Source organism: Pantoea sp. 1B4 (genome assembly GCF_016925765.1).
GTDB classification, from domain to species: Bacteria; Pseudomonadota; Gammaproteobacteria; order Enterobacterales; family Enterobacteriaceae; genus Pantoea; species Pantoea agglomerans.
This window is the reverse complement of sequence record NZ_JAEUWZ010000001.1, coordinates 2,911,681-2,937,432: the sequence shown is the minus strand read 5'-3', so window position 1 is coordinate 2,937,432 and position 25,752 is coordinate 2,911,681. Positions and strand designations below refer to the sequence as shown.

Below are 25,752 nucleotides of genomic sequence, written 5' to 3'. Positions count from 1 at the left end.
AGTTTGAATGAATTACTCAGTAAAGCGGTCAACAGTAGCCACAGTGGTGGGGCTTTCTACCCTGATGCTGTTGTCGGCCTGTTCAAGCGATCAGCGTTATAAGCGCCAGGTCAGCGGTGACGAATCTTATCTTGAAGCCAGTCAGTTAAATGAACTGAAAGCGCCTGCCGGAATGATCCTGCCGGTGCAGCGTGGTGATTTCGACGTGCCGCGCACGACCAGTCAGGCACCCACCGGCAAGCAGCTCGACATCCGTCCGCCAGCCCAGCCGCTGGCGCTGATGAACGGCACCCGCGCACAGTTCAGCAACAATACCGGCGCGCTGATGATTGATAACAGCCGCGGCTCAGTCTGGTCGCAGGTCGTCAACGTGGTGCAGTCTTACAAATTCCCGATTGCTTCCCGTAATGACGCAGGCCAGCAGCTGACGACGGACTGGGTGCAGTGGAACCGTGCTGATGAAGATCAGCAGTATCGTGGCCGCTACCAGATCAGCGTGCAGTCGCAGAGCTATCAGCAGCAGTTAACCGTTCGTCTGCTGGAGCTGCAGCAGGATGGTAAAACCATTACCTCACCTGTGCAGATCCAGCGTTACACCGCGCAGATGCTGAATGACATCAGCACCGGTATGGACAAGATTGATACGGCGAGTGAAAACGCGGCCTCTGGTCGGGTGAATGGGGCCATTGATGTGCAGAGCGGTGCAGATGATACCGGCCTGCCACTGCTGATCCTGCGTACGCCATACAACGTGGCATGGCAGCGTCTGCCTGATGCAATGAAACGCGTCGGGATGGAAGTGACCGACACGACCCGCTCAACTGGCAGCATGAAGGTGACCTACAAGTCACTGAGCAGCAGCGACTGGGATTCAGTCGGTTCGAAAGATCCGGAATTACCAAACGGTGATTACAAAGTGCAGGTCGGCGATCTCGACAACCGCACCAGTCTGCAATTCATCGACCCGAAAGGGCATGTGCTGACCCAGTCGCAGAACGATGCGCTGGTGGCCGTGTTCCAGGCGGCGCTGAACAAATAAAGTTGCCCAAGGCCGGAGATTCTCCGGCCTTTTTTATTTTGTTTTTGGCATAATAGCGCGCGGCGAAGTAAACGATTGCGTCAAGGCAATCGCCGCAGCGGCACTGGCCGCTGAACACCCGTTATTTCAAGTCTGGAGTGAACAAGATGCAAAAGCGAGCTGAGTTGTATCGCGGTAAAGCGAAAACCGTATACAGCACCGATAACCCGGATCTGCTGATACTCGAATTCCGCAACGATACGTCAGCAGGTGATGGCGCCCGAATCGAGCAATTTGATCGCAAGGGAATGGTTAACAACAAGTTTAACCATTTTATCATGACTAAATTGCAGGAAGCGGGTATCCCGACCCAGATGGAAGCGCTGCTGTCAGATACTGAAGCGCTGGTGAAGAAGCTGGAGATGGTGCCGGTAGAGTGCGTGGTACGTAACCGCGCCGCAGGCTCGCTGGTAAAACGTCTGGGCGTGGAAGAGGGCATTGTGCTCAATCCGCCGCTGTTTGATCTTTTCCTGAAAGATGATGCAAAGCATGACCCGATGGTCAATGAATCCTACTGCGAAACCTTTGGCTGGGTCAGCAAACAGAACCTGGCGCGGATGCAGGAGCTGACCTTTAAAGCCAACGAGGTGCTGAGCAAACTGTTCGACGATGCGGGTCTGATTCTGGTCGACTTCAAACTGGAGTTTGGTCTGTTTAACGGCGAAGTGACGCTGGGCGATGAGTTTTCGCCAGACGGTGCGCGCCTGTGGGACAAAGAGACGCTGGATAAAATGGATAAAGACCGTTTCCGCCAGAGCCTCGGCGGCGTGGTGGAAGCCTATGAAGCGGTTGCACAGCGGCTGGGCGTGAAGCTCGACTGAGTTTGCCTGCCGCGCAGAAAGAAAAAGGAGAGCCCCGGCTCTCCTTTTTTCATTTCAGGGTAAAGCTGGTGATTGCTGCCTCACACAACTAAAATCATGCCATCTGAAAAAATGACTGAGGGAATACAGCATGCGCTGGCAAGGGCGTCGCGAAAGCGACAATGTAGAGGACCGTCGCGATCAATCGTCCGGTTTAGGCGGCGGAGGCCGCCAGATTCGTCTGCCGCGCGGTAAAGGCGGTATTGTGCTGCTGATTGTCGTGGCCATCGCGGGTTATTACGGTTACGACCTGACCGCACTGCTGACAGGCGGCGAAGTTGCACCGACCAGCCAGCAGCAACAGCGCAGCGTCAGCGCCAATGATGATGAGGCTGCGAAATTCACGAAGGTGATCCTGGCCACCACGGAAGATACCTGGGGCAAACTGTTCCAGCAGATGAACAAACAGTATGTGGCACCGAAGCTGGTGATGTATCGCGGCGCAACCCGCACCGGCTGTGGTACCGGACAGTCAGTCATGGGGCCGTTCTACTGTCCTGCCGATCAGACCGTCTACATCGACCTCTCTTTTTATGACGAGATGAAAACCAAACTTGGCGCGGACGGTGACTTCGCCCAGGGCTACGTCGTCGCGCATGAAGTTGGTCACCATGTCCAGAAACTACTGGGTATTGAACCGAAAGTGCGTGAAATGCAGCAGGGTGCCAGCCAGACGCAGGTTAATCAGCTCTCCGTCAAAATGGAACTGCAGGCGGACTGTTTTGCCGGTGTCTGGGGACACTATATGCAGCAGGAAAATATCCTTGAAGCGGGCGATCTGCAGGAAGCGCTGAATGCCGCCGAGGCAATTGGCGATGACCGCCTGCAGCAGAAAGGTCAGGGCCGCGTAGTGCCGGACAGCTTCACCCACGGCACGTCTGAGCAGCGCTACACCTGGTTCAAGCGCGGGTTTGATGGTGGCAATCCAGGACAGTGCAACACCTTCGCCAGCAACTGATGAGTCTGCAGCCTCTTACGCAGCTTATGCAGCAGGCCGGTGTGCGTCGTCTGGCGGTGATCAGCGGCGACCCGGCCTGGTGTTTACTACGGGCTGCGGCGTGGCGTGAAACGCTGACCGGCGACTGGCTGGCGTTGAGCCCGGAACCGCTGTTCTCTGCTTCGGATAAAGGGCCGGGTCAGTATAAAACGCCGGTCCTGCACAAACAGCCTGCTGCGGTGCGCACGCTGCTTGGCCGTGAATTTCGTCATGCTCTGTTTGACGCCCGTCAGGGCTTTCATGCCGACGCTTTCGCTGCGCTGGCTGGCACGCTCACCGCCGGTAGCTGGCTGTTACTGCTGGTGCCGCCCTGGGAACAGTGGGCGCAGCAGCCTGACAGCGACAGCCTGCGCTGGGCCGATGTCGCTGAACCCATCGCCACCCCTTATTTTGTTCACCACCTGCAACAGCTGATATTAGCGGATGACCAGGTGCTGCTGGAGCGGCAGCATCAGCCATGCCGGTTTCCGGCGCAGCCGGACTGGCCGCAGTGGCACTGTCAGGCACCGCAGCAGCAGCAGGCGATACTCGATCAGCTGATGAGGCTGCCATCGGGGGGTTGCCGTGCTGACCGCGCCCCGCGGACGCGGTAAATCGGCGCTGGCGGGTATGCTGGCGCGATTGAACGGACATTGTCTGGTGACGGCTCCGGCCAAAGCCTCAACGGAGGTGCTGAGCACCTTCGCCGCTGACGCTTTTCACTTTATGGCACCCGATGCGCTGCTGGCGCTGGAGACGCCACCGCAGGCGGAATGGCTGATTGTGGATGAAGCGGCGGCGATCCCGGCACCGCTGCTTCAGGCGCTGGTCAGTCGATATCCCCGCGTATTGCTCACCACCACCGTACAGGGCTACGAAGGAAGCGGGCGAGGGTTTATCCTTAAATTCTGCGCCGGGCTTCCTGATGCACACTATTTTACGCTCGATGAGCCGCTGCGCTGGTCGCGTTTCGATCCGCTGGAGCAGTGGCTGAACCAGGCGCTGCTGTTTGACGATGCCGCCGCGACCGCACCCGCACCCGATTGCCCTGTAACGCCTCATCGTGTTGAGCGCCACGATTTCAGCGCGCTGGAGGCCGCGTATCGTCTGCTGACCAGTGCACACTATCGTACCTCACCACTTGATCTGCGCCGCCTGCTGGATGCTCCGGGCATGCAGCTGTGGCGGGCCGGCGACGCGTCGGCGTTACAGGGTGCGCTCTGGCTGGTGGAAGAGGGCGGTCTTGAACCTGCACTGGCACAGGCGGTCTGGGCGGGCACCCGGCGACCTCGCGGGAATCTGGTGGCACAGTCGCTGGCAGCCCACGCTGGTCTGGCTGAGGCGGCGACATTGCGCTCGCTGCGCATCAGCCGTATTGCCGTGGCGGCGGAGCGACGTCGTCTGGGAACCGGACAGCAGCTGGTTGCGGCAGCGGCCAGTGCGGCAGCCGGATATGACTACCTCTCCGTCAGCTTCGGCTACACTGAATCTCTCTGGGCGTTCTGGCGCGCCTGTGGCTTTAGCCTGGTGCGGATTGGCAGTCAGCGCGAAGCCAGCAGCGGCTGCTACGCGGCGATGGCTATGTTGCCCTGTTCTGCTGCGGGTGAGGCATTGCAACACCGCGCGGCAGAACAGCTGGCGCGTGACTGGCCGCTGTTGCGCCAGCATATCGCACTGGAACTGCAGTTTGATCAGGTTACTGACGACGGATTGACCGCGCAGGATATTCGTCTGGCGGCGGGTTTTGCCTGGGCGCAGCGGCCACTGGAAGCGAGCCTGCCGGTGTTGCAGCGTCTGGTGCAGGCCAGTTCAGCCTCTGTACCGCTGCTGGCCGCGGCGGTGGCCACACCCACAGCCCTGGGCGAACTGGCCCAGCAGGCGGGAGTGAGCGGGCGCAAAGCGCTAGTCGCAGCGCTGCGTCAGCAGGCGGCAGCGGCCCTCCAGACACTGGGCGTTGATGCAGCCTTGCTGCACCTGCCGTTGAAATAATTCGACCAGCTGGTTCAAATTATCCTCATATGATTTTATGCCAGGCGGCGTAGAGTGAACACAGGAGGTCAACATGACACTGAAATATGTAATCGTTCAACAGCCTGCTACCACAGCACAGCTGTTTCTGCTCTACCATGGCGTTGGCGATAACCCGGATTCAATGGGCGAGATTGGCAACTGGTTTGCCCGAACGTTTCCCGACGCGCTGGTGGTGTCCGTCGGCTCGCCTGGTGCGAGTCGTCAGTGGTTCGGCGAAACCGACCTGCACGATCAGACCGTCCAGCAGCGGGTTGATGCGGCCATGCCGCAGTTTGTTGGGTCTGTGCGTCACTGGCAAAAAAAGAGCGGTGTGCGGCCGGAAGCGACAGCGTTAATCGGCTTTTCGCAGGGCGGCAGTATGGTGCTGGAAGGGGTTAAGGCGCATCCGGATCTGGCGGGCCGCGCGGTGGTGTTTAATGGCCGGTTTATTACCCTGCCGGAGAAGGCCAGTACCCGCACCACCATCCACCTGATCCACGGTGATTATGATGAGCAGGTCCCGCTGCACCATGCGCAGCAGGCGGAGCATCGGCTGACCGCCTGCGGTGGCGACGTTACCCTGGATATCGTTGACGATCTGGAGCACGCCATCGATCACCGCAGCATGGAGCTGGCGCTGAATCATCTGCGTTATACGGTGCCAAAACGCTACTTTGATGAGGCGTTAAGCGGCGCAAAACCGGGTGACGATGATGTTATCGTGATGATGTAAAAAAAGCCCCTGCATAGCAGGGGCTTTTTCGTTTACTTCTTCTTCGGCCAGTTGTCGTCGTCATCCCATTTATCGTTGAAATCACGATGCGGCGGCAGGTCAGGTTTGTTATCCATAAATTTTTTATGATCGATGCGTTTCAGATCTTTATAAACGTTCATCAGCACGCCAACCATCAGCAGGATCACCAGGATCCACCAGTAATCTTTAATAAATTCCATTTGCTGCTCCTTAGAACCGCCGTCAGGCGATCAGTTGTTCCATGATGCGTTGGTACATCCGGCTCAGCATCTGCAGGTCGGAGGCTTTCACACACTCATTGATTTTATGAATGGTGGCATTCACTGGCCCCAGTTCCACCACCTGTGCACCCATCCGGGCAATAAAGCGGCCATCGGAGGTTCCGCCCGTGGTCAGCAGCTGCGGCTTAATTTCATTATAGTGCGCTACAGCTTTCACGACGGCATCAACCAGCTTACCGCGCGTGGTCAGGAAGGGCTGGCCAGAGAGTTTCCACTCAATGGTGTAACGCAACTGGTGACGATCCAGCAGCTCTGCGACCCGCTGACGAATCATCTCATCGGTGAGTTCGGTGCTGAAGCGGAAGTTAAACTGCACAAACAGCTCGCCGGGGATCACATTGTTACTGCCGGTGCCCGCCTGGACGTTGGCAATCTGCATGCTGGTCGCCGGAAAGAACTCATTCCCCTGATCCCACTCGGTCGCGACCAGCTCGTTCAGCGCGGGCATCGCCCGGTGAACCGGGTTATCCGCCAGATGCGGATAGGCGACGTGGCCCTGCACGCCATGCACCATCAGGTTAGCGGTGATTGAGCCGCGACGGCCATTTTTCACCACATCACCTACCACTTCCGTGCTGGAGGGCTCGCCGACCAGGCAATAGTCGAGCCGTTCGCGGCGCGCCATCAGCCGCTCAACCACTTTAACCGTGCCGTTGGCCCCGCTGGCCTCTTCATCAGAGGTAATCATAAAGGCGAGTCGCCCTCGGTGATTGGGACGCACTGCAACAAAACGTTCGGCAGCCACCACCATTGCCGCCAGCGATCCTTTCATGTCGGCCGCGCCGCGACCGAACAGCATGCCGTCGCGGATGGTGGGTTCAAACGGCGGATTAATCCAGCGGCTGGCATCGCCAGGCGGCACCACATCGGTGTGACCGGCAAACGCCAGCGTTTCACCTTCGCCACGGGTGGCCCAGAAATTCAGGGTGTCGTCGATGTTCATCGTTTCAATCTTAAAGCCAATGGCTTCAAGACGGGCGATCAGCAGAGCCTGACATCCGGCATCATCGGGGCTGAGAGAGGGGCGACGAATAAGCTGCTGCGTCAGCTCAATGACCGGGCAAAACATATTATGACTTCTCCTGGATAGCATTCTGATAGGTGGCTTCGCTGAAACCGGCGAGCAGGGAGCCATCCGGGGCGCGCAACAGCGGACGCTTAATCATGGCGGGATGCGCCAGCATCAGCGCTTTGGCGCTGCTGGCATCGGTAACCGCGTCGCGATCACTCTCAGGCATTTTACGCCAGGTGGTGCCCCGGGTGTTAAGCAGAGCCTGATAACCCAGTGCATCGATAAACTCCTGCAGCAGGACATCGTTCAGGCCATCCGCACGGTAGTCGTGGAAGTGATAGTCAACGCCTGCGTCTGTTAAAAAGCGCCGGGCTTTTTTTATGGTGTCGCAATTTTTAATCCCGAACATCACCCACTGCGTGCTCATTGCCCGATCCTTATTGTCCTGTGAGAAGTGAAAGCTGAAAAAAGCAGCCAAAGTGCGAGTTTACCATAGTGTGATCCGTTGCGGCATCTGCACAGGCGCGGGAATCGGGCCACAGAGCACGGCAGCAAGGTCATCGTCCGGCATCGGGTAAACGCTATCAATTTCGCAGCTAACCATTACCCTGCTTATCAATAAGAGCTTAGGAATTTCGCCATGTTGATAAAATAGTCTACCGCTGGGTTTAAAATAAATTATTTTCAACGGGGTTAAGGAGTTGCTGAAGTGTGCGTCAGCTTGCAAAACCAGCAACATTCATGTTTTTATGGCGTATGCCGATAGATATAACAGGTGTAAACGTATTCACCTGTATAAAAAAAGAGCGTAACATTGCCAGCACAATAAGAGAGGGCATTATGATTGACACCGAAATGGGAACCTGGAAAGAATTTATCGAAGCGATGTTACGCAACAAGTAACGCGCGAAGAAAAAAGCAGGTTAATCCCGCTTGCTGGAATTCTTACCACACACAGAAATAAGGCGGCCACTGATATCAGTGACCGCTTTTTATTTGCGCCTCTACTTAGTCGAGCGGCTTCTCTTTGAGCGGGAAGCGGCGGCGTACCAGCACAAAGAACAGCGGCACAAAAAAGATCGCCAGCAGTGTGGCAGAGATCATTCCGCCCATCACACCGGTTCCCACGGCATGCTGGCTGCCGGAGCCCGCTCCGCTGCTGATCGCCATGGGCAGTACACCAAAGATAAAGGCCAGCGAGGTCATCAGAATCGGCCGCAGGCGCTGACGCGATGCCTCCAGCGTAGATTCCACCAGCTCGCGTCCACGGCTGTTGATCTCATTAGCAAATTCTACAATCAGGATGGCGTTTTTGGCGGATAACCCCACTACCGTCAGCAGGCCAACCTGGAAATAGACGTCATTTTCCAGCCCACGCATCCAGGTGGCGATTAGCGCCCCGACCACGCCCAGCGGCACTACCAGCATCACCGAGAACGGGATCGACCAGCTTTCATACAGCGCGGCAAGGCAGAGAAAGACCACCAGCAGCGAAATCGCATAAAGTGCCGGCGCCTGCGAACCGGAGAGCCGCTCCTGATAAGAGGCACCGGTCCACTGGAACCCGACGCCCAGGGGCAGGGCATTAACCAGTTTTTCCATCTCATCCATCGCCGTGCCACTGCTGACGCCACTGGCCGCTTCGCCGACAATCTCCAGCGATGAATAGCCGTTGTAGCGTTCAAGACGTGGGGAACCGGTCTCCCAGCGGCTGGTGGCAAACGCGGAGAAGGGCACCATTTTGCCGCTGCTATTGCGCACGTACCATTTGTTGATGTCGTCTGGCAGCATGCGGAATTCAGCGGCAGCCTGCACATAGACCTTCTTCACCCGGCCACGATCCAGGAAGTCATTCACGTAGCTGGAGCCCCACGCGGTGGTCAGGGTGTCGTTGATGGTATCCAGCGACACGCCCAGCGCCTGCGCTTTACGTGCATCAACATCGATCTGCAGCTGCGGGCTGTCATCCAGTCCATTGTGCCGTACCCGCGACAGCGCGTTGTCATTGCCCGCCATCTCCAGCAGTTTGTCACGCATCGCCATCAGTTGGGTATGACCGACGCCCGCGTGATCCTGCAGTTGCAGGTCAAAGCCGGAGCTGCTGCCCATGCCGGTGATGGCTGGCGGGCTGCTGGCAATCACCCGGCCCTCTTTGATCTTCTGAAATGCCTTCGTCGCGCGCTCGATAATCGCGAACGAGGTGCGATCGGCACCGGGCCGCGCTTCCCAGTCTTTAAGCCGCACAAACAGACGCGCCACGTTTTGTCCATTGCCGCCCGGACCTGCGCCGATGGTGGAGAAGACCGACAGCACATTGGCTTTCTCCTCGGTGAGATAATAGTTTTCAACTTTGGCGACGACGCTGGCAGTTTGCTCAAGCGTCGCGCCTGCCGGAAGCTGAACCTGCGTCAGGAATACGCCGCGATCTTCCAGCGGCAGAAACGACGTCGGCAGACGCAGAAACAGAAAGGCCATCAGGCCGATGATGCCGAGATAGAGCAGCAGCCAGCGACCGCCCTTGCGCAGGATACCCGCGACCCCGCGCTCGTAGCGGTCAGCATTGCGATTAAAGTGACGATTGAACCAGCCGAAGAAGCCGCGACGCTCAGGCTGCTCGCCCTGTGAAACGGGTTTGAGCAGCGTGGCACAGAGCGCCGGTGTCAGGATCATCGCCACCAGCACCGACAGCACCATCGCCGACACAATGGTAATTGAGAACTGACGGTAGATGGCGCCGACGGTGCCGCCGAAAAACGCCATCGGCACAAACACCGCAGAGAGCACCAGCGCGATACCCACCAGCGCGCCCTGAATCTGGCCCATCGATTTTCGGGTGGCGGCACGCGGCGAGAGTCCCTCTTCATGCATGATACGTTCAACGTTTTCCACCACCACGATGGCATCATCCACCAGCAGCCCGATTGCCAGCACCATGGCAAACATGGTCAGGGTATTGATGCTGAACCCGCAGGCATAGAGCACGCTGAAGGTGCCGAACAGTACCACCGGCACTGCAATAGTAGGAATTAAGGTGGCGCGGAAGTTCTGCATAAACAGGTACATCACGCCAAATACCAGCACAATCGCCTCCAGCAGCGTCTTCACCACATCGGTGATTGACGCTTTAACGAAAGGGGAGGTTTCATAGGCGATTTTTGCTTCCAGACCGTGCGGGAAGTAGTGGGACAGCTCCTCAATGCGCGCCCGCACCAGCTTATCGGTGTTCATCTCGTTGGCACCGGATGCCAGCTTCACCCCCAGGCCTGACGCGGGCTGGCCATTGTAACGACTCAGATAATCATACTTCTCAGCGCCCAGCGCCACGCTGGCGACATCGCCCAGCGTCACCACCGAACCATCGGGATTGTTCTTCAGGGTAATCGCCCGGAACTGCTCAGGGGTCTGCAGCATCGACTGGGCGTTGACCGTAGCGTTAAGCGCCTGTTTCTCTACCGACGGCAGGCCACCCACCTGACCCACGGCAACCTGGGTGTTCTGCGACTGGATCGCACTGACCACATCTTCCGTGGTCAGCGAATAGGCGATCAGTTTATTGGGATCGAGCCAGATACGCATCGCATATTGCGAGCCGTAAGCGTCAACCTGGCCGACGCCATCAATACGGCTTAGCGGATCCTGAATATTACTGGCGACATAGTCTGAAATATCCTGCTTATCCATGCTGCCGTCGGTTGAAACGAATGCCACCATCAGAATATTACTGTCACCGGTTTTATTGACGGTCACACCCTGCGACTGCACTGCCTGTGGCAATTTGCGCAGTGCGGATTGCAGCTGATTCTGTACCTGCTGACGGGCTTCATCGGGATTGGTCCCGGCGGTAAAGGTGAGGGTGATCTGTGCCTGGCCGGTGTTGCTGCTGTTAGAGGACATGTACATCAGATTATCGATGCCGGTCATGTTCTGCTCGATCACCTGGGTAACGGTGTTTTCCAGCGTCTGGGCGGATGCGCCCGGATAGTTAGCGGTGATGCGCACGTTGGGCGGTGCCAGATCGGGGTACTGTTCAATAGGCAGCGAAATAATCGAAAGCGTGCCACACAGGCACAGCAGAATCGCCAGAACCCAGGCAAAGATAGGGCGGTCGATAAAGAAATTCGACATTAAATCGACACTCCTCACTACTTTTATCGTTGGTCAGGCCCACCAGCAACGGGCGCTCTGGCAGGAAACTCGGCGGGTCTTTGCCACGTTTCTCCGCCGCCGTTTACTCTACGTGCGGCAGCGGGGGGAAATCGTGGAGAAATTGAGGAGAAAATGTAAATTCGTTGGCTATTTGCGGCTTTCAAGCCACATCACCGTGGCGGCGACGCGTGAGCGGACATCCAGTTTCCGCAACAGGTTACGAATGTGCACTTTTACCGTCTCTTCAGAGATATGCAGAATAGCGGCAACCTCTTTATTCGACAGGCCACGCGCCACCTCCTGCAGCACATCCCGTTCGCGCTCGGTGAGCTGACGCAGAGGATCGGCACTGTGCTGGCGATTAGCCAGATAGCGGGTGACGCCCTCGCTGAAGACCTTTTCGCCCCGCGATGCCTGCAGGATATGCGCCAGCAGGACCTCCGGCTCGCTGTCCTTGAGCAGATAGCCGTCAGCACCGGCATCCACCATGGCAAAAATATCGCTGCGGGCGTCAGAAACGGTCAGCACCAGAATGCGCGAACTGATCCCTTCATGGCGCAGCGCCTTCAGCGTATCCAGTCCGGACATGCCTTTCATATTCAGGTCGAGCAGAATGATGTCCGGTTCCTGATGGCGGGCCTCCGCCAGCGCTTCAGTGCCGTTGCTGGCTTCGGCGATCACCTCCAGCCGGGGATCCAGCGCCAGCAGCTGACGGACACCGCGGCGCATCAGCGGGTGGTCATCCACAATCATCAATGTTAATGCGGGCTGTTGCATATTTTCTCCGTTTCATAGGTTTCAGACTGCGGCAGATCAGACGGTATTGTTCAGGGACAACACCCTGTTCTGTATCGAATAGCCCGCGGTCGCAAACCGATAGATTATTTTAATGAATTAAGATTAGGTCTGGCCTGCTATTCCAGCGGGCGCGCCGGTTGCGGTGGAAAGCGCAACTCCACCCTGGTACCCCGTGGCTGTGCGTGGAGGGTCAGATGGCCGCTCAGGCGCTGAGCGCGCTCCGCCATAATAGTCAGGCCATAATGGCCCGGCGGTTCGTCAGTGCTGTTCATCCCCACGCCATCATCCGTAATCGTCAGTAAGTGCTCACCTTTTTCACTGTGCTGATAATCCACCCGGATAACCTGCGCACTGGCGTGACGAATCGCATTCAGCAGCGCCTCACGGACGATCTGCAACACATGCACCTGCTGTTGTGCTTCCAGACTCTGCAGGCCGGTCTGATAGTTAAAGTGTATCTCTGCGCTACTCTTCTCCTGCAGCGAGGCGATCATCGCCTGCATGGCCGCCACCAGATCCGCCTGCTCAATGGTCAGACGGAAGGTGGTCAGCAGCTCACGCAGCTGACGATAGGCCTCGGCCAGCGCCTGATCGAAGTCCGCGATAATGGTATGGGCGGCGCTATCGTCTTTATCAACGGCGCGGCGCAGCAGGGTCAGCTGAATGCGTAAAAACGAGAGCGACTGCGCCAGCGAGTCATGTAATTCCCGGGCAATGGTCGTGCGCTCTTCAATCAGCAGCATCTGCTGATACTGCTGCTGTGCCTGCCAGATCCAGATAGCCCGTCCCAGCATCGCCGCCAGGCTGCGCATCAGTTCATCCGGAGGCGAGGCACCAGCTGTCTGCCAGCGCAGCTCGCCAATCTGCTGCTCGTCCTGCTGTAACGGCAGACGTTGCCACTGACCGGCTGCCTGATCATCACCGGCACGAAACTGAAACTGGTCACTGTCGAGCCGGATCGCCGTTAGTTTCTCGCGCGTCAGTACATTGGTTAACACGGCTTCAAACAGTGCCGGATGCAGCGGGCTGGCGGTCAGCATTTGTGAGCTGTCATAGAGTAGCGACAGCGTGCGATTAGCCTGGGTTAAATCTTCTGTTTTGGCGCGCACCGTGCTTTCCAGCAGCTGGTAGTGCGAATGCAGCCGTGCCGCCATGCCGCTGAAGGCATGCGACAGCACCCGCAGTTCATTCTGCTGCTCAACGTGCAGCGGCGGAAAAGCAAAGTTGCCGCTCTCTACGTAGCGACTGGCGGTAACCAGCGCATTAAGCGGGCGCACCACCTGCAGTCGGGTAAAGCGAATCGTCATCAGTGCCAGCGCCACAATCGCAATGACCCCCACCAGGCTGCTGGCGGCCACCAGATGCATTTTCAACTCGGTATAGCGTTGCAGACCCAGCACAAAGCGATCGATTTCACCGACGTAGATCGGCACCTGCTGCTGATAAGCCACGGTATCGCCCTGTTGCAACTGTTGCTGCAGCGAGGGCCAGGCGGCACGCAGCCGTTGATAGCGAACACTTACTTCACGGGGTACCCAGGGCCGATCAAGTTTCTGCAGCACCGGGGCATCCAGCGTTTGCTGATAGCGCGCCAGATGATGAGCCAGATTTTGCGGCTGACGGCTGGCATCCCAGGCCATGCGATAGCTCTGCATGCGCAGTGAACCCGCCAGGTTGATCGCCTCCGCGTCGCGCTGGCTGCTCAGGAGCGTGACTAATGCCAGACCGGTGGTGAGCAGCGACAGCAGGACAATGGCGCTGAGCGCCTGAGCGATGCTTTGAGTTACGGAACGTTTAACAATCACATGAATGGCCCTGTTGAGAGTGCGGGAATTATAAGAGCGCATTAACGTAACGCAAATGATCCATTCCCTGTTTATCGCACAGGACGTTACACATCGCACATAAAATGACCGCAACTGACAGTTCCCAGGACGTGCTGCTGTTCAACGCTTAAAAAAAGGAACAGGTTTACATCGTCCCGATGTTGCTTTTCATTGCAGCGCTAATAATTCATCCAGTCATCAACTCAACCCCGATCACAGATTAAGGAGCATCCAATGAAAAAGCTGAATGCTGTCCTGGCGGGCGCATTACTGGCTACCGCCTCATTTGCCACTTTCGCCGCCGCGCCGGTCGATCAGTCGCAGGCGCAGAGTATGCAGAGCATCGGTAGCGTTTCGGTCTCCGGCGTTCGCGGCTCGCTGGACGATGCGAATCGCCAGCTGTCGCAAAAAGCGGAAGAGATGGGCGCCAGCCATTACCGCGTTATCGGTGTCGATAACCCAGGCGATTCCAGCCTGTGGAGCGGCACCGCAGAGATTTATCGCTAACCCAACCCTCCTGTTTCCATCCCTGTAGCTTTTACCGGCCTGAAAATGGCCGGTTTTTTTGTTTTTGTGCATCAGGATGGATTCTTACAAATCAGCCTGTGCATCTGCCCGGTATATTTTGCTTCGTTCTTGCAGAACGGGTAGGATTCATCGCCGTAAATTCCCGCGCTGCCTGGCACTCACTCACAGGCAAACGCACAGAGGAAAATACCCCATTTCACAGGGCATTACGCCTGAAATGGGGGCGACGACTGATAGTCAGGACAAACAGGAATGCTATGAAATCTAAAAACAAAACCCCAGGCGAGATGCGCGCTGCGAAACGACGCTGGCTCAACTCTCATGACGCCGGCTACCAGAAGGCGATGGGTAACCGTCACGTACAGATGATTGCGATCGGCGGTGCCATCGGTACCGGTTTGTTCCTGGGCGCAGGTGGCCGTTTGCAGGCTGCTGGCCCCGCCTTAGCCATCATCTATCTGGTGTGTGGCATCTTCTCCTTCTTTATTCTGCGTGCACTGGGCGAACTGGTGTTACACCGTCCCAGCAGCGGCAGCTTCGTCTCCTACGCCCGTGAATTCCTGGGTGAGAAAGCCTCCTACGTGGCGGGCTGGATGTACTTCGTCAACTGGGCAATGACCGGCATCGTCGATATCACCGCCGTCGCGCTCTACATGCACTACTGGGGCGCATTTGGTGATGTGCCACAGTGGGTGTTCGCCCTGGGCGCGCTGGCGATTGTCGGCACCATGAACATGATCGGCGTAAAGTGGTTTGCCGAGATGGAGTTCTGGTTCGCGCTGGTGAAAGTGCTGGCGATTGTGATCTTCCTGGTGGTGGGCGTGGTATTCCTTGGCACCGGCAAACCGCTGGATGGCAACAGTACCGGCTTCCATCTGATCACCGATAACGGTGGCATGTTCCCACACGGCTTACTGCCTGCGCTGGTGCTGATTCAGGGGGTGGTGTTCGCCTTTGCCTCTATCGAACTGGTAGGTACGGCGGCCGGCGAATGTAAAGACCCGAAAACCATGCTGCCGAAAGCGATCAATAGCGTGATCTGGCGTATCGGTCTGTTCTACGTTGGCTCCGTGGTCCTGCTGGTGCTGCTGCTGCCGTGGAACGCCTATCAGGCGGGTCAGAGTCCGTTTGTTACCTTCTTCTCGAAGCTGGGCGTGCCTTACGTTGGCAGCATCATGAATATCGTGGTGCTGAGTGCCGCGCTCTCCAGCCTGAACTCGGGCCTCTACTCAACCGGGCGTATTCTGCGTTCCATGTCGATGGGTGGCTCTGCACCGAAATTCATGTCTAAGATGAACGGTCAGCAGGTGCCTTATGCCGGTATTCTGGTGACCATCGCCGTCTATGTGATTGGTGTGGTGCTTAACTACTATGTGCCTTCTCAGGTGTTTGAGATCGTCCTGAACGTCGCCTCGCTGGGGATTATCTCCTCCTGGGCCTTTATCGTGGTTTGTCAGCTGCGTCTGCGCAAAGCGATTAAAGAGGGCAAGGCGGATGATGTCAGCTTCAAGCTGCCAGGCGCGCCGTTTACCTCATGGCTGACGCTGCTGTTCCTGTTCAGCGTGCTGGTGCTGATGGCGTTTGACTACCCGAACGGGACTTACACCATCGCCTCCATTCCGCTGATCGCGGTATTGCTGGTGCTGGGATGGTTTGGCGTGCGTAAGCGTGTTCACGCCATAGCTGAGACCGAACAGGATCATCACGAAGAGGAGCCTCAGCCGACCCGACTGGCTGACGACACCTCGCGCTGATAAGCGCTGCAGCAATCAGGCCAGCCTTCGGGCTGGCTTTTTTTTGGCGTAAACCGCCTCATTCACCGCGAGAATTAAGATAGTTTTCCCGCAAGCTTGCCCCTATGATGAAAGGCTCCCTTTATGCGGTAGCGGAGTCCTCATGTCGTTTAAGATCAACATCATCAAAGATAAGCTCCTGTCCGAAAACTGGTTTGTGCTGCGTAACTACACCTATGAGATCACCGATGGCCGTGGCGAGGTTATCCGCCATAAACGTGAAGTCTACGATCGTGGAAACGGGGCGACCATCCTGCTCTATAACCGCGAAAAGAACAGCGTGGTCCTGACGCGCCAGTTCCGTATCGCCACTTACGTCAACGGTAACGAGGGCGGCATGTTAATTGAAGCCTGTGCCGGCTTGCTGGACGACGACTCTCCGGAAGATTGCATTCGCAAAGAGGCGATTGAAGAGACCGGTTATGCGGTGGGCGAGGTGGAGAAACTCTATGCCTGCTATATGTCGCCGGGCGGCGTCACTGAATTGATCCACTTTTTCGCAGCGGAATATAATGAATCGCTGCGCGACAATGCGGGCGGCGGCGTTGAAGATGAGTCGATCGACGTGCTGGAACTGCCTTTCCCTGATGCACTGGCAATGGTCGCCGATGGCCGCATTCGCGACGGCAAAACCGTCATGCTGTTGCAGCATGCGCAGATTGCTGGCTGGCTGATACCATAAAAAATCATGCAGTTAGCCTGTTGCAGCGTGACGGCGTTGAGTGTGGAAAGTGAAGCATAATCCACTTTTCATGCACGCTTTTTAAGCAGTTAACTGCGCTTTTTGCACAGGTTCACAGAATGGGAACCCTGGCAGGCCCGTTGATGCGCTATCCTCTCCACTCTGGGTATTCGGGGATCGATTTTCTTAATGTCGTATTGGATGAAATCGCTGTGGCTGTTGCCGTCTCTGTGGGTTGCCTGTGTTCAGGCGGAACCGTTGCAAAAGTCATTCAACGACTGGCAAATCACCTGCAACAATGAAGCCTTTTGCGTGGCGCGCAATATTCCGGGCGACAAAGGGTTAGTGATGACGATTTCGCGGCATGCGGGCGTCAACGATCGCCCCTTGCTGCGAATCGACTACGGCAGTGCCTACAGTGGCGCGCTGCCGGGCGGTTCGCTTCAGGATAACCTGCTACTGGATCAGCGCCGTCTGAAACCCGACCTCAAACACTGGACGGTTGAACCGCATCATCTCGCCACCAGCAATGCCATCGCAATTGATGAGTTTCTTGATCTGGTGATGGAGGCGAAAACCCTTCAGCTCACTTTCGATCCCAATGCGCTGATCTCCCTGCGCGGCATGAAGGCCGCGCTGTTGCTGATGGATGACACCCAGGGGCGGGTCAACAGCATGAGCGCATGGGTCAAACGTGGCGATCGCGCCAGCTGGGATGTTCCGCCGCCGCCTGCGCTGCCGCCACTGCCGCCTGCTATCGAGCCACCCGCGGCATTAACACGCGACGAGACCAGCGGATTAATTGATTACGGCACCTGGCGGGTCAATACCGACTCCTGCTCACTCGATCCGCTGCGTCGTGAAGTCAGCGTGGCGCCACTCACCGATCAGCGCGCGCTGCTGCTGGTGAGTTGTGAAATGGGAGCTTATAACGTGATCGATCTGGCGTTTGAAGTGACGCGCAGCCAGCCGTATGTCGCGCGCGGCATCACCTTAACTCTGCCGTTTACCCCACCAGGTGCCAGTGATCGGCAGCTTGAGCTGATCAACGCCGAATATGATGCGGCCAGCGGCCAGCTCTACACCTTTGGTAAAGGACGTGGGTTGGGTGACTGCGGCAGTGCCACTCGCTGGCAGTTTGATGGCACCCGTTTTGTGTTAGCGGAGTATGCGGAAGAGTCGACCTGTGACGCCTGGCACAGCAGTGATGACTGGCCAACCCTGTGGGTCAGCCAGTCTGACGGTGGCGTACAGCAGCGTTAACGAATCGCCTGCACCATCATCGGTGAGCCAAGCTGATTACCGACCAGTTCGGCCAGCATATTATTCACGCCGTCGCTCATTGGCGTAAAGCGGGTCAGCGGTGAGCGAGTCACCACCACAAATACCCCAACGTTATGCTGCGGCACCATCGCCATATAGGTGATGAAACCGCCGCCGCCGCCGGTTTTCTGAATAATGCCAGGGCGACCATTTTTTTGGCCCCATAAAGACCCAGCCCATCCCCAGCGCATCCGCTTTACCCGGCACATCCATGCCTTCTACTTTGCTCAGCTGATCGCGACGATAGATTAGCGTCTGTAGTCGATCGATCTGCGGCGTGCGGTGGTTAACCGAAGAGTTAAGGAACTGCTGCATCCAGCGGCCCATATCATCCGGCGTGGAGTAAACGCCGCCGCTGCCAATCGCCGCCAGGGTGTTATTGCACGGACTGGCCCCTTTTTCCGCCACCATCAGGCGTCCGCACTGCTCAGGCGACGGCGTAAACGTCGTGTCCTTCATGCCGAGCGGGCGGGTAATCAGCTGCTGAAACAGCGCCGGATAGGGTTTGCCGGTGGCGCGCGACAGTGCATCACCCAGCAGATCGTAGCCCAGGTTAGAGTAGGCGGCACTGCTGCCCGGTGCCGCTTTGAGGTTAGCGCGCGACAGCCACGCCCAGCGTTCACCACGGGTCGGCCAGACAAATACCGGACGCTGCGCTTTGCCGCCTGGCTGTTCGCGAGGCAGTCCGCTGGTGTGGGTCGAGAGATTGATCAGGCGAATGGGCTGACCATTGTAGGTGGGCACGCGTGAACCCGGCGGCGCATATTTACTCAGGGGATCGTCGAGGCGGATCTGTCCGCGCTCAGCCAGCTTCACCATCACTTCACTGGTCATCAGCTTACTCAGCGAGGCGATGCGAATCAGCGAATCTTTCTGCGGACGGATATTGTTGCCGGGACGGGTTTCACCAAAGCTGGCGAACACCCGCTGATTGCCATCAATCGCCACCAGTGCCATGCCGGTTGCACCGCTGCCGTAAAAGATATGTTCCGCATAGCGATCAACAATCTGAGAGGCCAGCAGCGGATCGGGCGCGACCTGCGCCATGCTTTTTAATGGAAGCAGTGAAACCATCAGGGCCAGTAAATAGGGTGTGCGCATGTTCAACGGAAGTGGCTTCGCTATAAAATCGGAGGAAATCTGCCTTCACTCATCGGGATGCATCAGGACAGAACCGCGTTATCCCGGCAGAACAACAGCAGGAACAGACGGACAGTCAGCGCACAGGCAGCATTAAGTATGACGGCTCTATAGTAATGAGTTTGCGCAGGGCGGGAAGAGGGGAATGGAGTTTTTTTTATGTATCAGGCTATAAGTGGAAATGGCCCTTCCCGGTGAGCCGGGAAGGGCATAAGCATTAAACTGGCTTGAGTAATGCTTCAGCGTGGCTGACGATATTCTCAACCGTGAAGCCAAACTCCGGGAACAGCTGACTGGCCGGGGCGGATTCACCAAAGGTGGTCATACCGACAATCGCACCGTCCAGACCGACATACTTGAACCAGTAGTCAGCAATACCCGCTTCTACCGCCACACGCGCTTTCACGCCGCTCGGCAGTACGGATTCGCGGTAAGCGGCATCCTGCGCATCAAACAGGTCAGTAGAAGGTAGTGAAACCACCCGCACCTTGTGACCGCCTGAAGTGAGCTTATCCGCTGCACCCAGGGTGATCTCAATCTCTGAACCGGTCGCGATCAGAATCACTTCTGGTGTTCCGTCGCAATCCTTCAGCACGTAGCCGCCGCGTTTGATGTTTTCGATCTGCTCCGGGGTACGTTCCGGCTGCAGCAGATTCTGACGCGAAAGGATCAGTGCTGTCGGGCCGTGATGGCGTTCGACGGCGGCTTTCCACGCTACGGCCGTTTCGACCTGATCGCACGGACGCCATACGCTCATATTTGGCGTCAGACGCAGGCTGGCGATCTGCTCTACCGGCTGGTGCGTCGGGCCATCTTCGCCCAGACCGATGGAGTCATGGGTGTAGACCAGAATCTGTCGTGCCTTCATCAGCGCAGCCATACGCGCGGCGTTACGCGCATATTCGACAAACATCAGGAAGGTTGCGGTGTAGGGAACGAAACCGCCATGGTGCGCGATACCGTTACCAATCGCCGTCATACCAAATTCACGCACGCCGTAGTGAATGTAGTTACCGGCCGGATCCTCTTTGATCGATTTAGAACCAGACCAGATGGTGAGGTTACTCGGTGCCAGGTCAGCAGAACCGCCGAGGAACTCCGGCAGCATTTTGCCATAGGCTTCCAGCGAGTTTTGTGACGCTTTACGGCTGGCGATTTTCTGCGGGTTAGCCTGCAACTCCTGAATGAAACGGGTCGCTTCGGTTTCCCAGTTGGCGGGCATTTCGCCATTCATCCGGCGCTCATACTCTTTCGCCAGCTCTGGATGGGCTTCTTTGTAAGCCGCAAATTTTGCATCCCAGGCTTTTTCACGTTCAGCACCCGCCGCTTTGGCATCCCACTGCTGGTAGATTTCAGCCGGGATCTCAAACGCCGGATAGTTCCAGCCGAGCTGTTTGCGGGTCAGGGCAACTTCTGCCTCACCCAGCGCCGCGCCGTGCGACTCCTCTTTACCGGCTTTGTTCGGCGAACCGAAACCGATAATGGTGCGGCAGATAATCAGTGAAGGCTTATCGGTGACGCTCTGCGCCTCTTTGATCGCCTCACGAATGGCATCAGCGTCATGGCCGTCAATGTCGCCAATCACATGCCAGTTGTAGGACTCAAAGCGTTTATGGGTGTCGTCAGTAAACCAGCCTTCGGTCTCGCCATCGATCGAGATACCGTTATGGTCATAGAAGCCGATCAGTTTGCCGAGACCCAGGGTCCCCGCCAGTGAACAGACTTCGTGCGAGATGCCTTCCATCAGACAGCCATCGCCCATAAACACATAGGTGTGGTGATCGACAATCTCATGATCCGGACGGTTAAACTGCGCGGCCAGCGTGCGTTCTGCAATGGCTAAGCCCACGGCGTTAGCCAGTCCCTGACCCAGCGGGCCAGTGGTGGTTTCAACGCCTGGGGTATAGCCGATTTCCGGGTGACCTGGCGTTTTAGAGTGCAGCTGACGGAAATTTTTCAGCTCTTCAATCGGCAGGTCATAACCGCTCAGGTGCAGCAGGCTATAAAGCAGCATCGAGCCGTGGCCGTTGGAGAGGATAAAGCGGTCGCGATCAAGCCAGGCGGGATTGGTCGGATTATGCTGGAGGAAGTCGCGCCACAACACTTCGGCGATATCGGCCATTCCCATTGGCGCTCCGGGGTGGCCTGAATTTGCCTTCTGTACCGCATCCATGCTCAGTGCACGAATCGCGTTTGCCAACTCTCTGCGTGAGGACATAAAGTTCTCCCTTGTTATGCATCAGGGCGGGAAAGTCCCGCCCGACTAAAATAAAGACTACAGGCGTGCGGCGAGCACATCTTCCAGCTTCTGCTGGTCAACCGCGAACTGGCGGATGCCGTCAGAGAGTTTTTCAACTGCCATTGGATCCTGATTATGTTCCCAACGGAACTCCGCCTCGGAGAGCGGCGACGGCTGGTGGAAACCTTCAGTTGAAGGCTCCAGTTTGCGCTCAAGCGGCGCATCACTGTTCTGCAACTCTTCCAGCAGGTTAGGTGACAGGGTCAGGCGGTCGCAGCCTGCCAGCGCGATAATCTGCTCCACTTTACGGAAGCTGGCGCCCATGATGATGGTGCTGTAACGGTGCTTCTTGTAGTAATCGTAGATGCGACGCACGGATTTCACGCCCGGATCTTCATCCGCCACATAGGGGTCCATGGGTTTGCGCGAGTTATACCAGTCGTAGATGCGGCCAACGAACGGGGAGATCAGGAACACGCCCGCTTCGGCACAGGCACGCGCCTGAGCAAAGGAGAAGAGCAGTGTCAGGTTGCACTGGATGCCGTTTTTCTCCAGCTCTTCCGCTGCGCGGATGCCTTCCCAGGTTGAGGCCAGCTTAATCAGTACGCGTGAGCGATCGATACCGTGCTCTTCATACATCCGAATCAGTTTTTCTGCTTTGGTCACACACATGCCACGATCGAAGGAGAGGCGCGCATCCACTTCGGTCGAAACACGGCCCGGTATGCTTTTCAGGATTTCCATACCAAGGTTGATCGCCACTTTGTCGCTGGCGTTGATAATCTGCGTCTCTTTGCTGCCGCCCTGTTTTTTGGCGTACTCAATCGCGTCATCCATCAGGTGCTTATACCCTTCGAGACCGGACGCTTTCAGAATGAGTGAGGGGTTGGTGGTGGCGTCTTCCGGATGGTAATTACGAATCGATTCGATATCACCACTGTCCGCCACCACGGTGGTGAACTGTTTTAGGGCTTCTAGCTGGTTCATCTCTAAACTCCTTGAAAAGAAAAATGAAAGCGAACAGGGGGCACCTCAGGCCTCGCAGCCGGTCTGTGGCATGTTCTGCTACCGGGAACGCGAACCCATAACATTGCAACAGAGAGTTTCTGATGAACATGCGGTTTCTCTGATTGTTGCGCTGCGAGGCGGTGCGAAGGAGCCGTCATGCGGTGTTAACCGTGGGGTGCGCCATATTCCACCCATAAGCATAGCAGTCAGGAGGAATGACGCAGGCCACACTGTAGCAATCTGTGCCCTGTAAAAAAGAAGAGGCCGATCAGGCGAGAGGTAAGCGCAGCGCGGGTTGAGACGCGCGCTGCAGCGGCAGAAACGATCAGACTGGCAGATTCAGCCAGTTCTTCACCGGCAGGAAATCGCGATAGAGGGCGGCTTCAGGTGAGTCGGCATCGGGCTGATAATCATATTCCCAGCGCACCAGCGGGGGCATCGACATCAGGATCGATTCAGTGCGACCGCCGGTCTGCAGACCAAACAGCGTGCCGCGGTCCCACACCAGATTAAACTCCACATAGCGGCCACGGCGGTAGAGCTGGAACTGACGCTCACGATCGCCCCACGGGTGATCTTTACGGCGCGCCACAATCGGCCGATAGGCATCCATAAAGCCGCGGCCTACCGCCTGCATAAAGCTGAAGCTCTGCTCAAAGTCGGGCGTGTTGAGATCGTCAAAAAACAGGCCGCCAATGCCGCGCTGCTCATCACGATGCTTCAGATAGAAATAGTCATCACACCACTTTTTATAGCGCGGATAGACATCCTCGCCAAAAGGCTGGCAGAGGTCAGCGGCGGTCTGGTGCCAGTGCAGCGCATCTTCTTCGAAGCCATAAAAAGGGGTCAGGTCAAATCCGCCACCAAACCACCAGACGGGATCGGCACCCGGTTTTTCCGCGATAAAAAAGCGCACGTTGGCGTGGCTGGTAGGTACATAAGGGTTGTTCGGGTGGATCACCAGCGACACGCCCATCGCTTCAAAGCTGCGACCCGCCAGCTCCGGCCGGTGTGCAGTGGCGGATGCCGGCATCTGATCGCCATGCACGTGCGAAAAGTTGACGCCCGCCTGCTCAAACACCGCGCCGTTGCGCAGCACGCGGCTCTGACCGCCGCCGCCGCCAGGACGCTGCCAGCTATCTTCGGCAAACGCTGCGCCGCCATCTTCAGCCGCCAGCTGGTTACAAATCTCATCCTGCAATGCGAGCAGGAACGCTTTTACGCGGGAAATATCAGCCATTTTTTCGCTTATGGTTTGTCAAAGTCTGACGCGATTATACGCAAAACCGCGCCGCTTGCATGAGTGCGGCGAGTCGCACGGCCTGAACCGGCGACATGCATCAGGCGTTGCGGCGATCAAACTCATCAAAGTAATTGACGATGCCGCTGGCAATAGCCGAGGCGATTTTCTGGCGAAACGCGGTGGTGCCAAGCAATTGCTCTTCACGCGGATTGGTAATAAAGGAGGTCTCGACCAGCACCGAGGGGATCGACGGTGACTTGAGTACTGCGAAGGCCGCCTGCTCGGTGTGCTGGCTGTGAAGATGATGAACCGGACGGATCTGATCCAGTACATGCTTGCCCAGCGTCAGGCTGTTTTTGATGGTGTCTGTCTGCACCAGATCGAACAGGATCTGCTGCAGATAGTGATCCTGCTGCTGCGCTTTCACGCCACCCAGCTTATCCGCATCGTTCTCCCGCTGTGACAGATAACGCGCCATCGAGCTGCTGGCACCGCGATTAGAGAGCGCAAACACCGAGGCACCGTTGGCATCGGGACTGGTAAAACCGTCGGCATGAATCGACATAAAGAGATCGGCGCCGTGCTGGTGGGCGATCTCCACCCGCTGATAGAGCGGAATAAAGTGGTCGCTGTCGCGGGTCAGACGCACTTCTATGCGCGGATGGCTCTGTAGCTGACGTTGCACGTTACCGGCAATCTCCAGCACGATGTGTTTCTCTTCGGAACCCTCTTCGCCAACGGCACCAGAGTCGATGCCGCCGTGACCGGGGTCGATCATCACGATACGTTTCCCGTTCTTAGTGGGCGGGGCAGGGCGCGAGTGACGATTGGCACCAGTAAGCGCAGACTGCTCTTTAGCCTGAACCGCGCGCGGCGATAAAATGGCCAGAGCCAGCCCGGAAAGCAGTAACTGACGGCGATGAATCAAACGTTTAAGCAGGTGCATGTGCGGGTCCGGTAACAGGAATCTTGCCGGTGTTATAGCCTAAGGGGCTGCTGCCTGCGATCACAGAACCATTTCAGGGCATTACTTTGTATTGCAGGTCGCGAACAGTAAATTTGCGCTTTTTTATTTGTCGCCCGTCATGGAGGGTTGCGTGCGGCAGAGAATGCGTGATAATCAGCAAATTGTGCTTATTTGCAGGTAAAGAAGATGGAAATCCGCGCCTTCCGCCAGGAAGATTTTGAAGAAGTGATCACCTTATGGGAACGTTGCGATTTGTTACGGCCATGGAACGATCCTGAGCTGGATATCGAACGCAAAATGAATCACGACCCCGATCTCTTTCTGGTCGCTGAAGTGGGCGGCGTGGTCGTTGGCACACTGATGGGCGGCTATGATGGCCATCGCGGCGCGGCTTACTATCTGGCCGTGCATCCCGACTATCAGGGACGCGGCTTTGCGAATGCGCTGATGAACCGTCTGGAGAAGAAGCTTATCGCGCGCGGCTGTCCGAAACTGCATCTGATGATCCGCGAAGAGAATGATCAGGTCGTGGCGTTCTATGAGAAGCTCGATTATGAGCCGGTCGATGCGCTACTGTTTGGTAAACGTCTGATCGAAGATCGTGAATACTAAGCCGTCACCGGGCTATCTGCCGGACGAGTATGACGCCAGAGGGCAGCTGCGGCTGCCGTTTCTTTTTTGGCTGATCCTGTTACTCCAGGCGCGGACCTGGCTGCTGCTGGTGATGGCCGGTGCGTCACGGCAGCAGGGCAACGATCTGCTGGCGCTGTTCTATCCGGATCGTCAGGCGTTCTGGATCGGTCTTGCGCTGGGTTTACCGGCGCTGGCGGGCCTGCTGCTGACCGGGTATCGCACCCGCCTGCCGCGACTCTGGCAGCACTGGCGCAGCGTGCTGGCGCTGTCGCTGCTGGTGAATCTGCTCTGGCAGGGAATGCAGTTTGTGCAGGGCGATCTGCTCACCTCACCGCTGCCATTGCTGCTGACGCTCTTTGACCTGCTGGCGTTGATCTGGCTACAATCCAGCCGCCGCTGCCGCGACTGCTTTCTGCCCGAACATCATCTTCACTAAACTTTTTGTCGCTTTGCGA

Annotated in this window: 21 protein-coding genes and 2 pseudogenes; 12 read left to right on the top strand and 11 right to left on the bottom strand. The window is 57.1% G+C overall.

Features of this window, described 5'->3' with window-relative positions; translation table 11 throughout:
- Nucleotides 1-7 precede the first annotated feature (7 nt).
- The 5 genes and pseudogenes from bamC (at nucleotide 8) to ypfH (ending at nucleotide 5,657) form a co-directional block, all read left to right on the top strand.
- On the top strand, nucleotides 8-1,039 hold the full coding sequence (gene bamC, locus JNO11_RS14140) for an outer membrane protein assembly factor BamC (RefSeq protein WP_325177436.1): 1,032 nt from the start codon (nucleotides 8-10) through the stop codon (nucleotides 1,037-1,039).
- A gap of 146 nt (nucleotides 1,040-1,185) precedes the next feature.
- Entirely contained in the window at nucleotides 1,186-1,899 is a 714-nt protein-coding gene (gene purC / locus JNO11_RS14135) for a phosphoribosylaminoimidazolesuccinocarboxamide synthase (protein ID WP_010260002.1), read from the top strand.
- Nucleotides 1,900-2,029: 130 nt separating this feature from the next.
- Nucleotides 2,030-2,896 (top strand): neutral zinc metallopeptidase, encoded by an 867-nt coding sequence (locus tag JNO11_RS14130; protein WP_010259999.1) that lies wholly within the window; start codon nucleotides 2,030-2,032, stop codon nucleotides 2,894-2,896.
- A pseudogene (locus JNO11_RS14125) lies at nucleotides 2,896-4,903 on the top strand (GNAT family N-acetyltransferase). The gene JNO11_RS14130 and the pseudogene JNO11_RS14125 overlap by 1 nt, the downstream one beginning before the upstream one ends.
- Before the next feature lie 73 nt (nucleotides 4,904-4,976).
- On the top strand, nucleotides 4,977-5,657 hold the full coding sequence (ypfH, locus tag JNO11_RS14120) for an esterase (protein ID WP_010671350.1): 681 nt from the start codon (nucleotides 4,977-4,979) through the stop codon (nucleotides 5,655-5,657).
- 32 nt (nucleotides 5,658-5,689) lie between these two features.
- Here the strand turns inward: ypfH and JNO11_RS14115 are convergent, their stop codons facing one another.
- Genes JNO11_RS14115 through JNO11_RS14105 form a run of 3 tightly spaced genes read right to left on the bottom strand, consistent with a single transcriptional unit; the run spans nucleotide 5,690 to nucleotide 7,398 of the window.
- Nucleotides 5,690-5,878, bottom strand: a complete 189-nt coding sequence (locus JNO11_RS14115; protein ID WP_003848800.1) for a YpfN family protein — start codon at nucleotides 5,876-5,878, stop codon at nucleotides 5,690-5,692.
- A gap of 22 nt (nucleotides 5,879-5,900) precedes the next feature.
- Nucleotides 5,901-7,028 (bottom strand): succinyl-diaminopimelate desuccinylase, encoded by a 1,128-nt coding sequence (dapE, locus tag JNO11_RS14110; protein ID WP_010671351.1) that lies wholly within the window; start codon nucleotides 7,026-7,028, stop codon nucleotides 5,901-5,903.
- A gap of 1 nt (nucleotide 7,029) precedes the next feature.
- Nucleotides 7,030-7,398 (bottom strand): ArsC family reductase, encoded by a 369-nt coding sequence (locus JNO11_RS14105; RefSeq protein ID WP_325177435.1) that lies wholly within the window; start codon nucleotides 7,396-7,398, stop codon nucleotides 7,030-7,032.
- A 284-nt stretch (nucleotides 7,399-7,682) separates the two neighbouring features.
- On the opposite strand from JNO11_RS14105, the gene JNO11_RS14100 reads away from it, so the two are divergent.
- Nucleotides 7,683-7,874 (top strand): hypothetical protein, encoded by a 192-nt coding sequence (locus tag JNO11_RS14100; protein WP_010259981.1) that lies wholly within the window; start codon nucleotides 7,683-7,685, stop codon nucleotides 7,872-7,874.
- A 105-nt stretch (nucleotides 7,875-7,979) separates the two neighbouring features.
- Here JNO11_RS14100 and acrD read toward each other — a convergent pair whose 3' ends face one another.
- The 3 genes from acrD to narQ all read right to left on the bottom strand — a co-directional run bounded on the left by acrD (nucleotide 7,980) and on the right by narQ (nucleotide 13,720).
- On the bottom strand, nucleotides 7,980-11,096 hold the full coding sequence (acrD, locus tag JNO11_RS14095; protein ID WP_033758593.1) for a multidrug efflux RND transporter permease AcrD: 3,117 nt from the start codon (nucleotides 11,094-11,096) through the stop codon (nucleotides 7,980-7,982).
- A 168-nt stretch (nucleotides 11,097-11,264) separates the two neighbouring features.
- A complete protein-coding gene (gene narL, locus JNO11_RS14090) occupies nucleotides 11,265-11,894 on the bottom strand; it encodes a two-component system response regulator NarL (RefSeq protein ID WP_010259976.1) in 630 nt (209 codons plus the stop codon).
- 137 nt (nucleotides 11,895-12,031) lie between these two features.
- The gene (narQ, locus tag JNO11_RS14085) at nucleotides 12,032-13,720 is read right to left on the bottom strand and encodes a nitrate/nitrite two-component system sensor histidine kinase NarQ (protein WP_029519734.1); all 1,689 of its coding nucleotides are present in this window, start codon (nucleotides 13,718-13,720) and stop codon (nucleotides 12,032-12,034) included.
- 255 nt (nucleotides 13,721-13,975) lie between these two features.
- On the opposite strand from narQ, the gene JNO11_RS14080 reads away from it, so the two are divergent.
- The 4 genes from JNO11_RS14080 to JNO11_RS14065 all read left to right on the top strand — a co-directional run bounded on the left by JNO11_RS14080 (nucleotide 13,976) and on the right by JNO11_RS14065 (nucleotide 18,007).
- Entirely contained in the window at nucleotides 13,976-14,248 is a 273-nt protein-coding gene (locus JNO11_RS14080) for a DUF1471 domain-containing protein (RefSeq protein ID WP_010671356.1), read from the top strand.
- Between the two features lie 278 nt (nucleotides 14,249-14,526).
- Complete coding sequence (gene ansP, locus JNO11_RS14075; protein ID WP_010259970.1) at nucleotides 14,527-16,023, top strand: L-asparagine permease; 1,497 nt, start codon at nucleotides 14,527-14,529, stop codon at nucleotides 16,021-16,023.
- Nucleotides 16,024-16,165: 142 nt separating this feature from the next.
- Nucleotides 16,166-16,744, top strand: coding sequence for a GDP-mannose pyrophosphatase NudK (gene nudK, locus JNO11_RS14070; protein ID WP_031592577.1), 579 nt, complete (start codon nucleotides 16,166-16,168; stop codon nucleotides 16,742-16,744).
- A gap of 189 nt (nucleotides 16,745-16,933) precedes the next feature.
- Nucleotides 16,934-18,007 carry a DUF1176 domain-containing protein gene (locus JNO11_RS14065; RefSeq protein ID WP_061901210.1) on the top strand — a complete coding sequence of 358 codons (1,074 nt, stop codon included), beginning with the start codon at nucleotides 16,934-16,936 and terminating at the stop codon, nucleotides 18,005-18,007.
- On the opposite strand, the pseudogene ampH reads toward JNO11_RS14065, so the two are convergent.
- The 5 genes and pseudogenes from ampH to amiA form a co-directional block, all read right to left on the bottom strand.
- A pseudogene (ampH, locus tag JNO11_RS14060) lies at nucleotides 18,004-19,168 on the bottom strand (D-alanyl-D-alanine-carboxypeptidase/endopeptidase AmpH). The gene JNO11_RS14065 and the pseudogene ampH sit on opposite strands and share 4 nt — an antisense overlap.
- 256 nt (nucleotides 19,169-19,424) lie before the next feature.
- Nucleotides 19,425-21,425: a transketolase gene (gene tkt, locus JNO11_RS14055; RefSeq protein ID WP_010259958.1), complete on the bottom strand. Its 2,001-nt coding sequence runs from the start codon at nucleotides 21,423-21,425 to the stop codon at nucleotides 19,425-19,427.
- Nucleotides 21,426-21,482: 57 nt separating this feature from the next.
- Nucleotides 21,483-22,433, bottom strand: a complete 951-nt coding sequence (gene tal, locus JNO11_RS14050) for a transaldolase (protein WP_010259954.1) — start codon at nucleotides 22,431-22,433, stop codon at nucleotides 21,483-21,485.
- Nucleotides 22,434-22,779: 346 nt separating this feature from the next.
- Nucleotides 22,780-23,694, bottom strand: coding sequence for an oxygen-dependent coproporphyrinogen oxidase (hemF, locus tag JNO11_RS14045; protein ID WP_010671360.1), 915 nt, complete (start codon nucleotides 23,692-23,694; stop codon nucleotides 22,780-22,782).
- Between the two features lie 100 nt (nucleotides 23,695-23,794).
- Nucleotides 23,795-24,643, bottom strand: a complete 849-nt coding sequence (amiA, locus tag JNO11_RS14040; protein ID WP_325177434.1) for an N-acetylmuramoyl-L-alanine amidase AmiA — start codon at nucleotides 24,641-24,643, stop codon at nucleotides 23,795-23,797.
- A 207-nt stretch (nucleotides 24,644-24,850) separates the two neighbouring features.
- Here amiA and JNO11_RS14035 point away from each other — a divergent pair, with 207 nt between their 5' ends.
- Nucleotides 24,851-25,276, top strand: coding sequence for a GNAT family acetyltransferase (locus JNO11_RS14035; RefSeq protein WP_003848834.1), 426 nt, complete (start codon nucleotides 24,851-24,853; stop codon nucleotides 25,274-25,276).
- Nucleotides 25,266-25,733, top strand: coding sequence for a DUF2919 family protein (locus JNO11_RS14030; RefSeq protein WP_010259942.1), 468 nt, complete (start codon nucleotides 25,266-25,268; stop codon nucleotides 25,731-25,733). The genes JNO11_RS14035 and JNO11_RS14030 overlap by 11 nt, the downstream gene beginning before the upstream one ends.
- The last annotated feature ends 19 nt before the right edge of the window (nucleotides 25,734-25,752 follow it).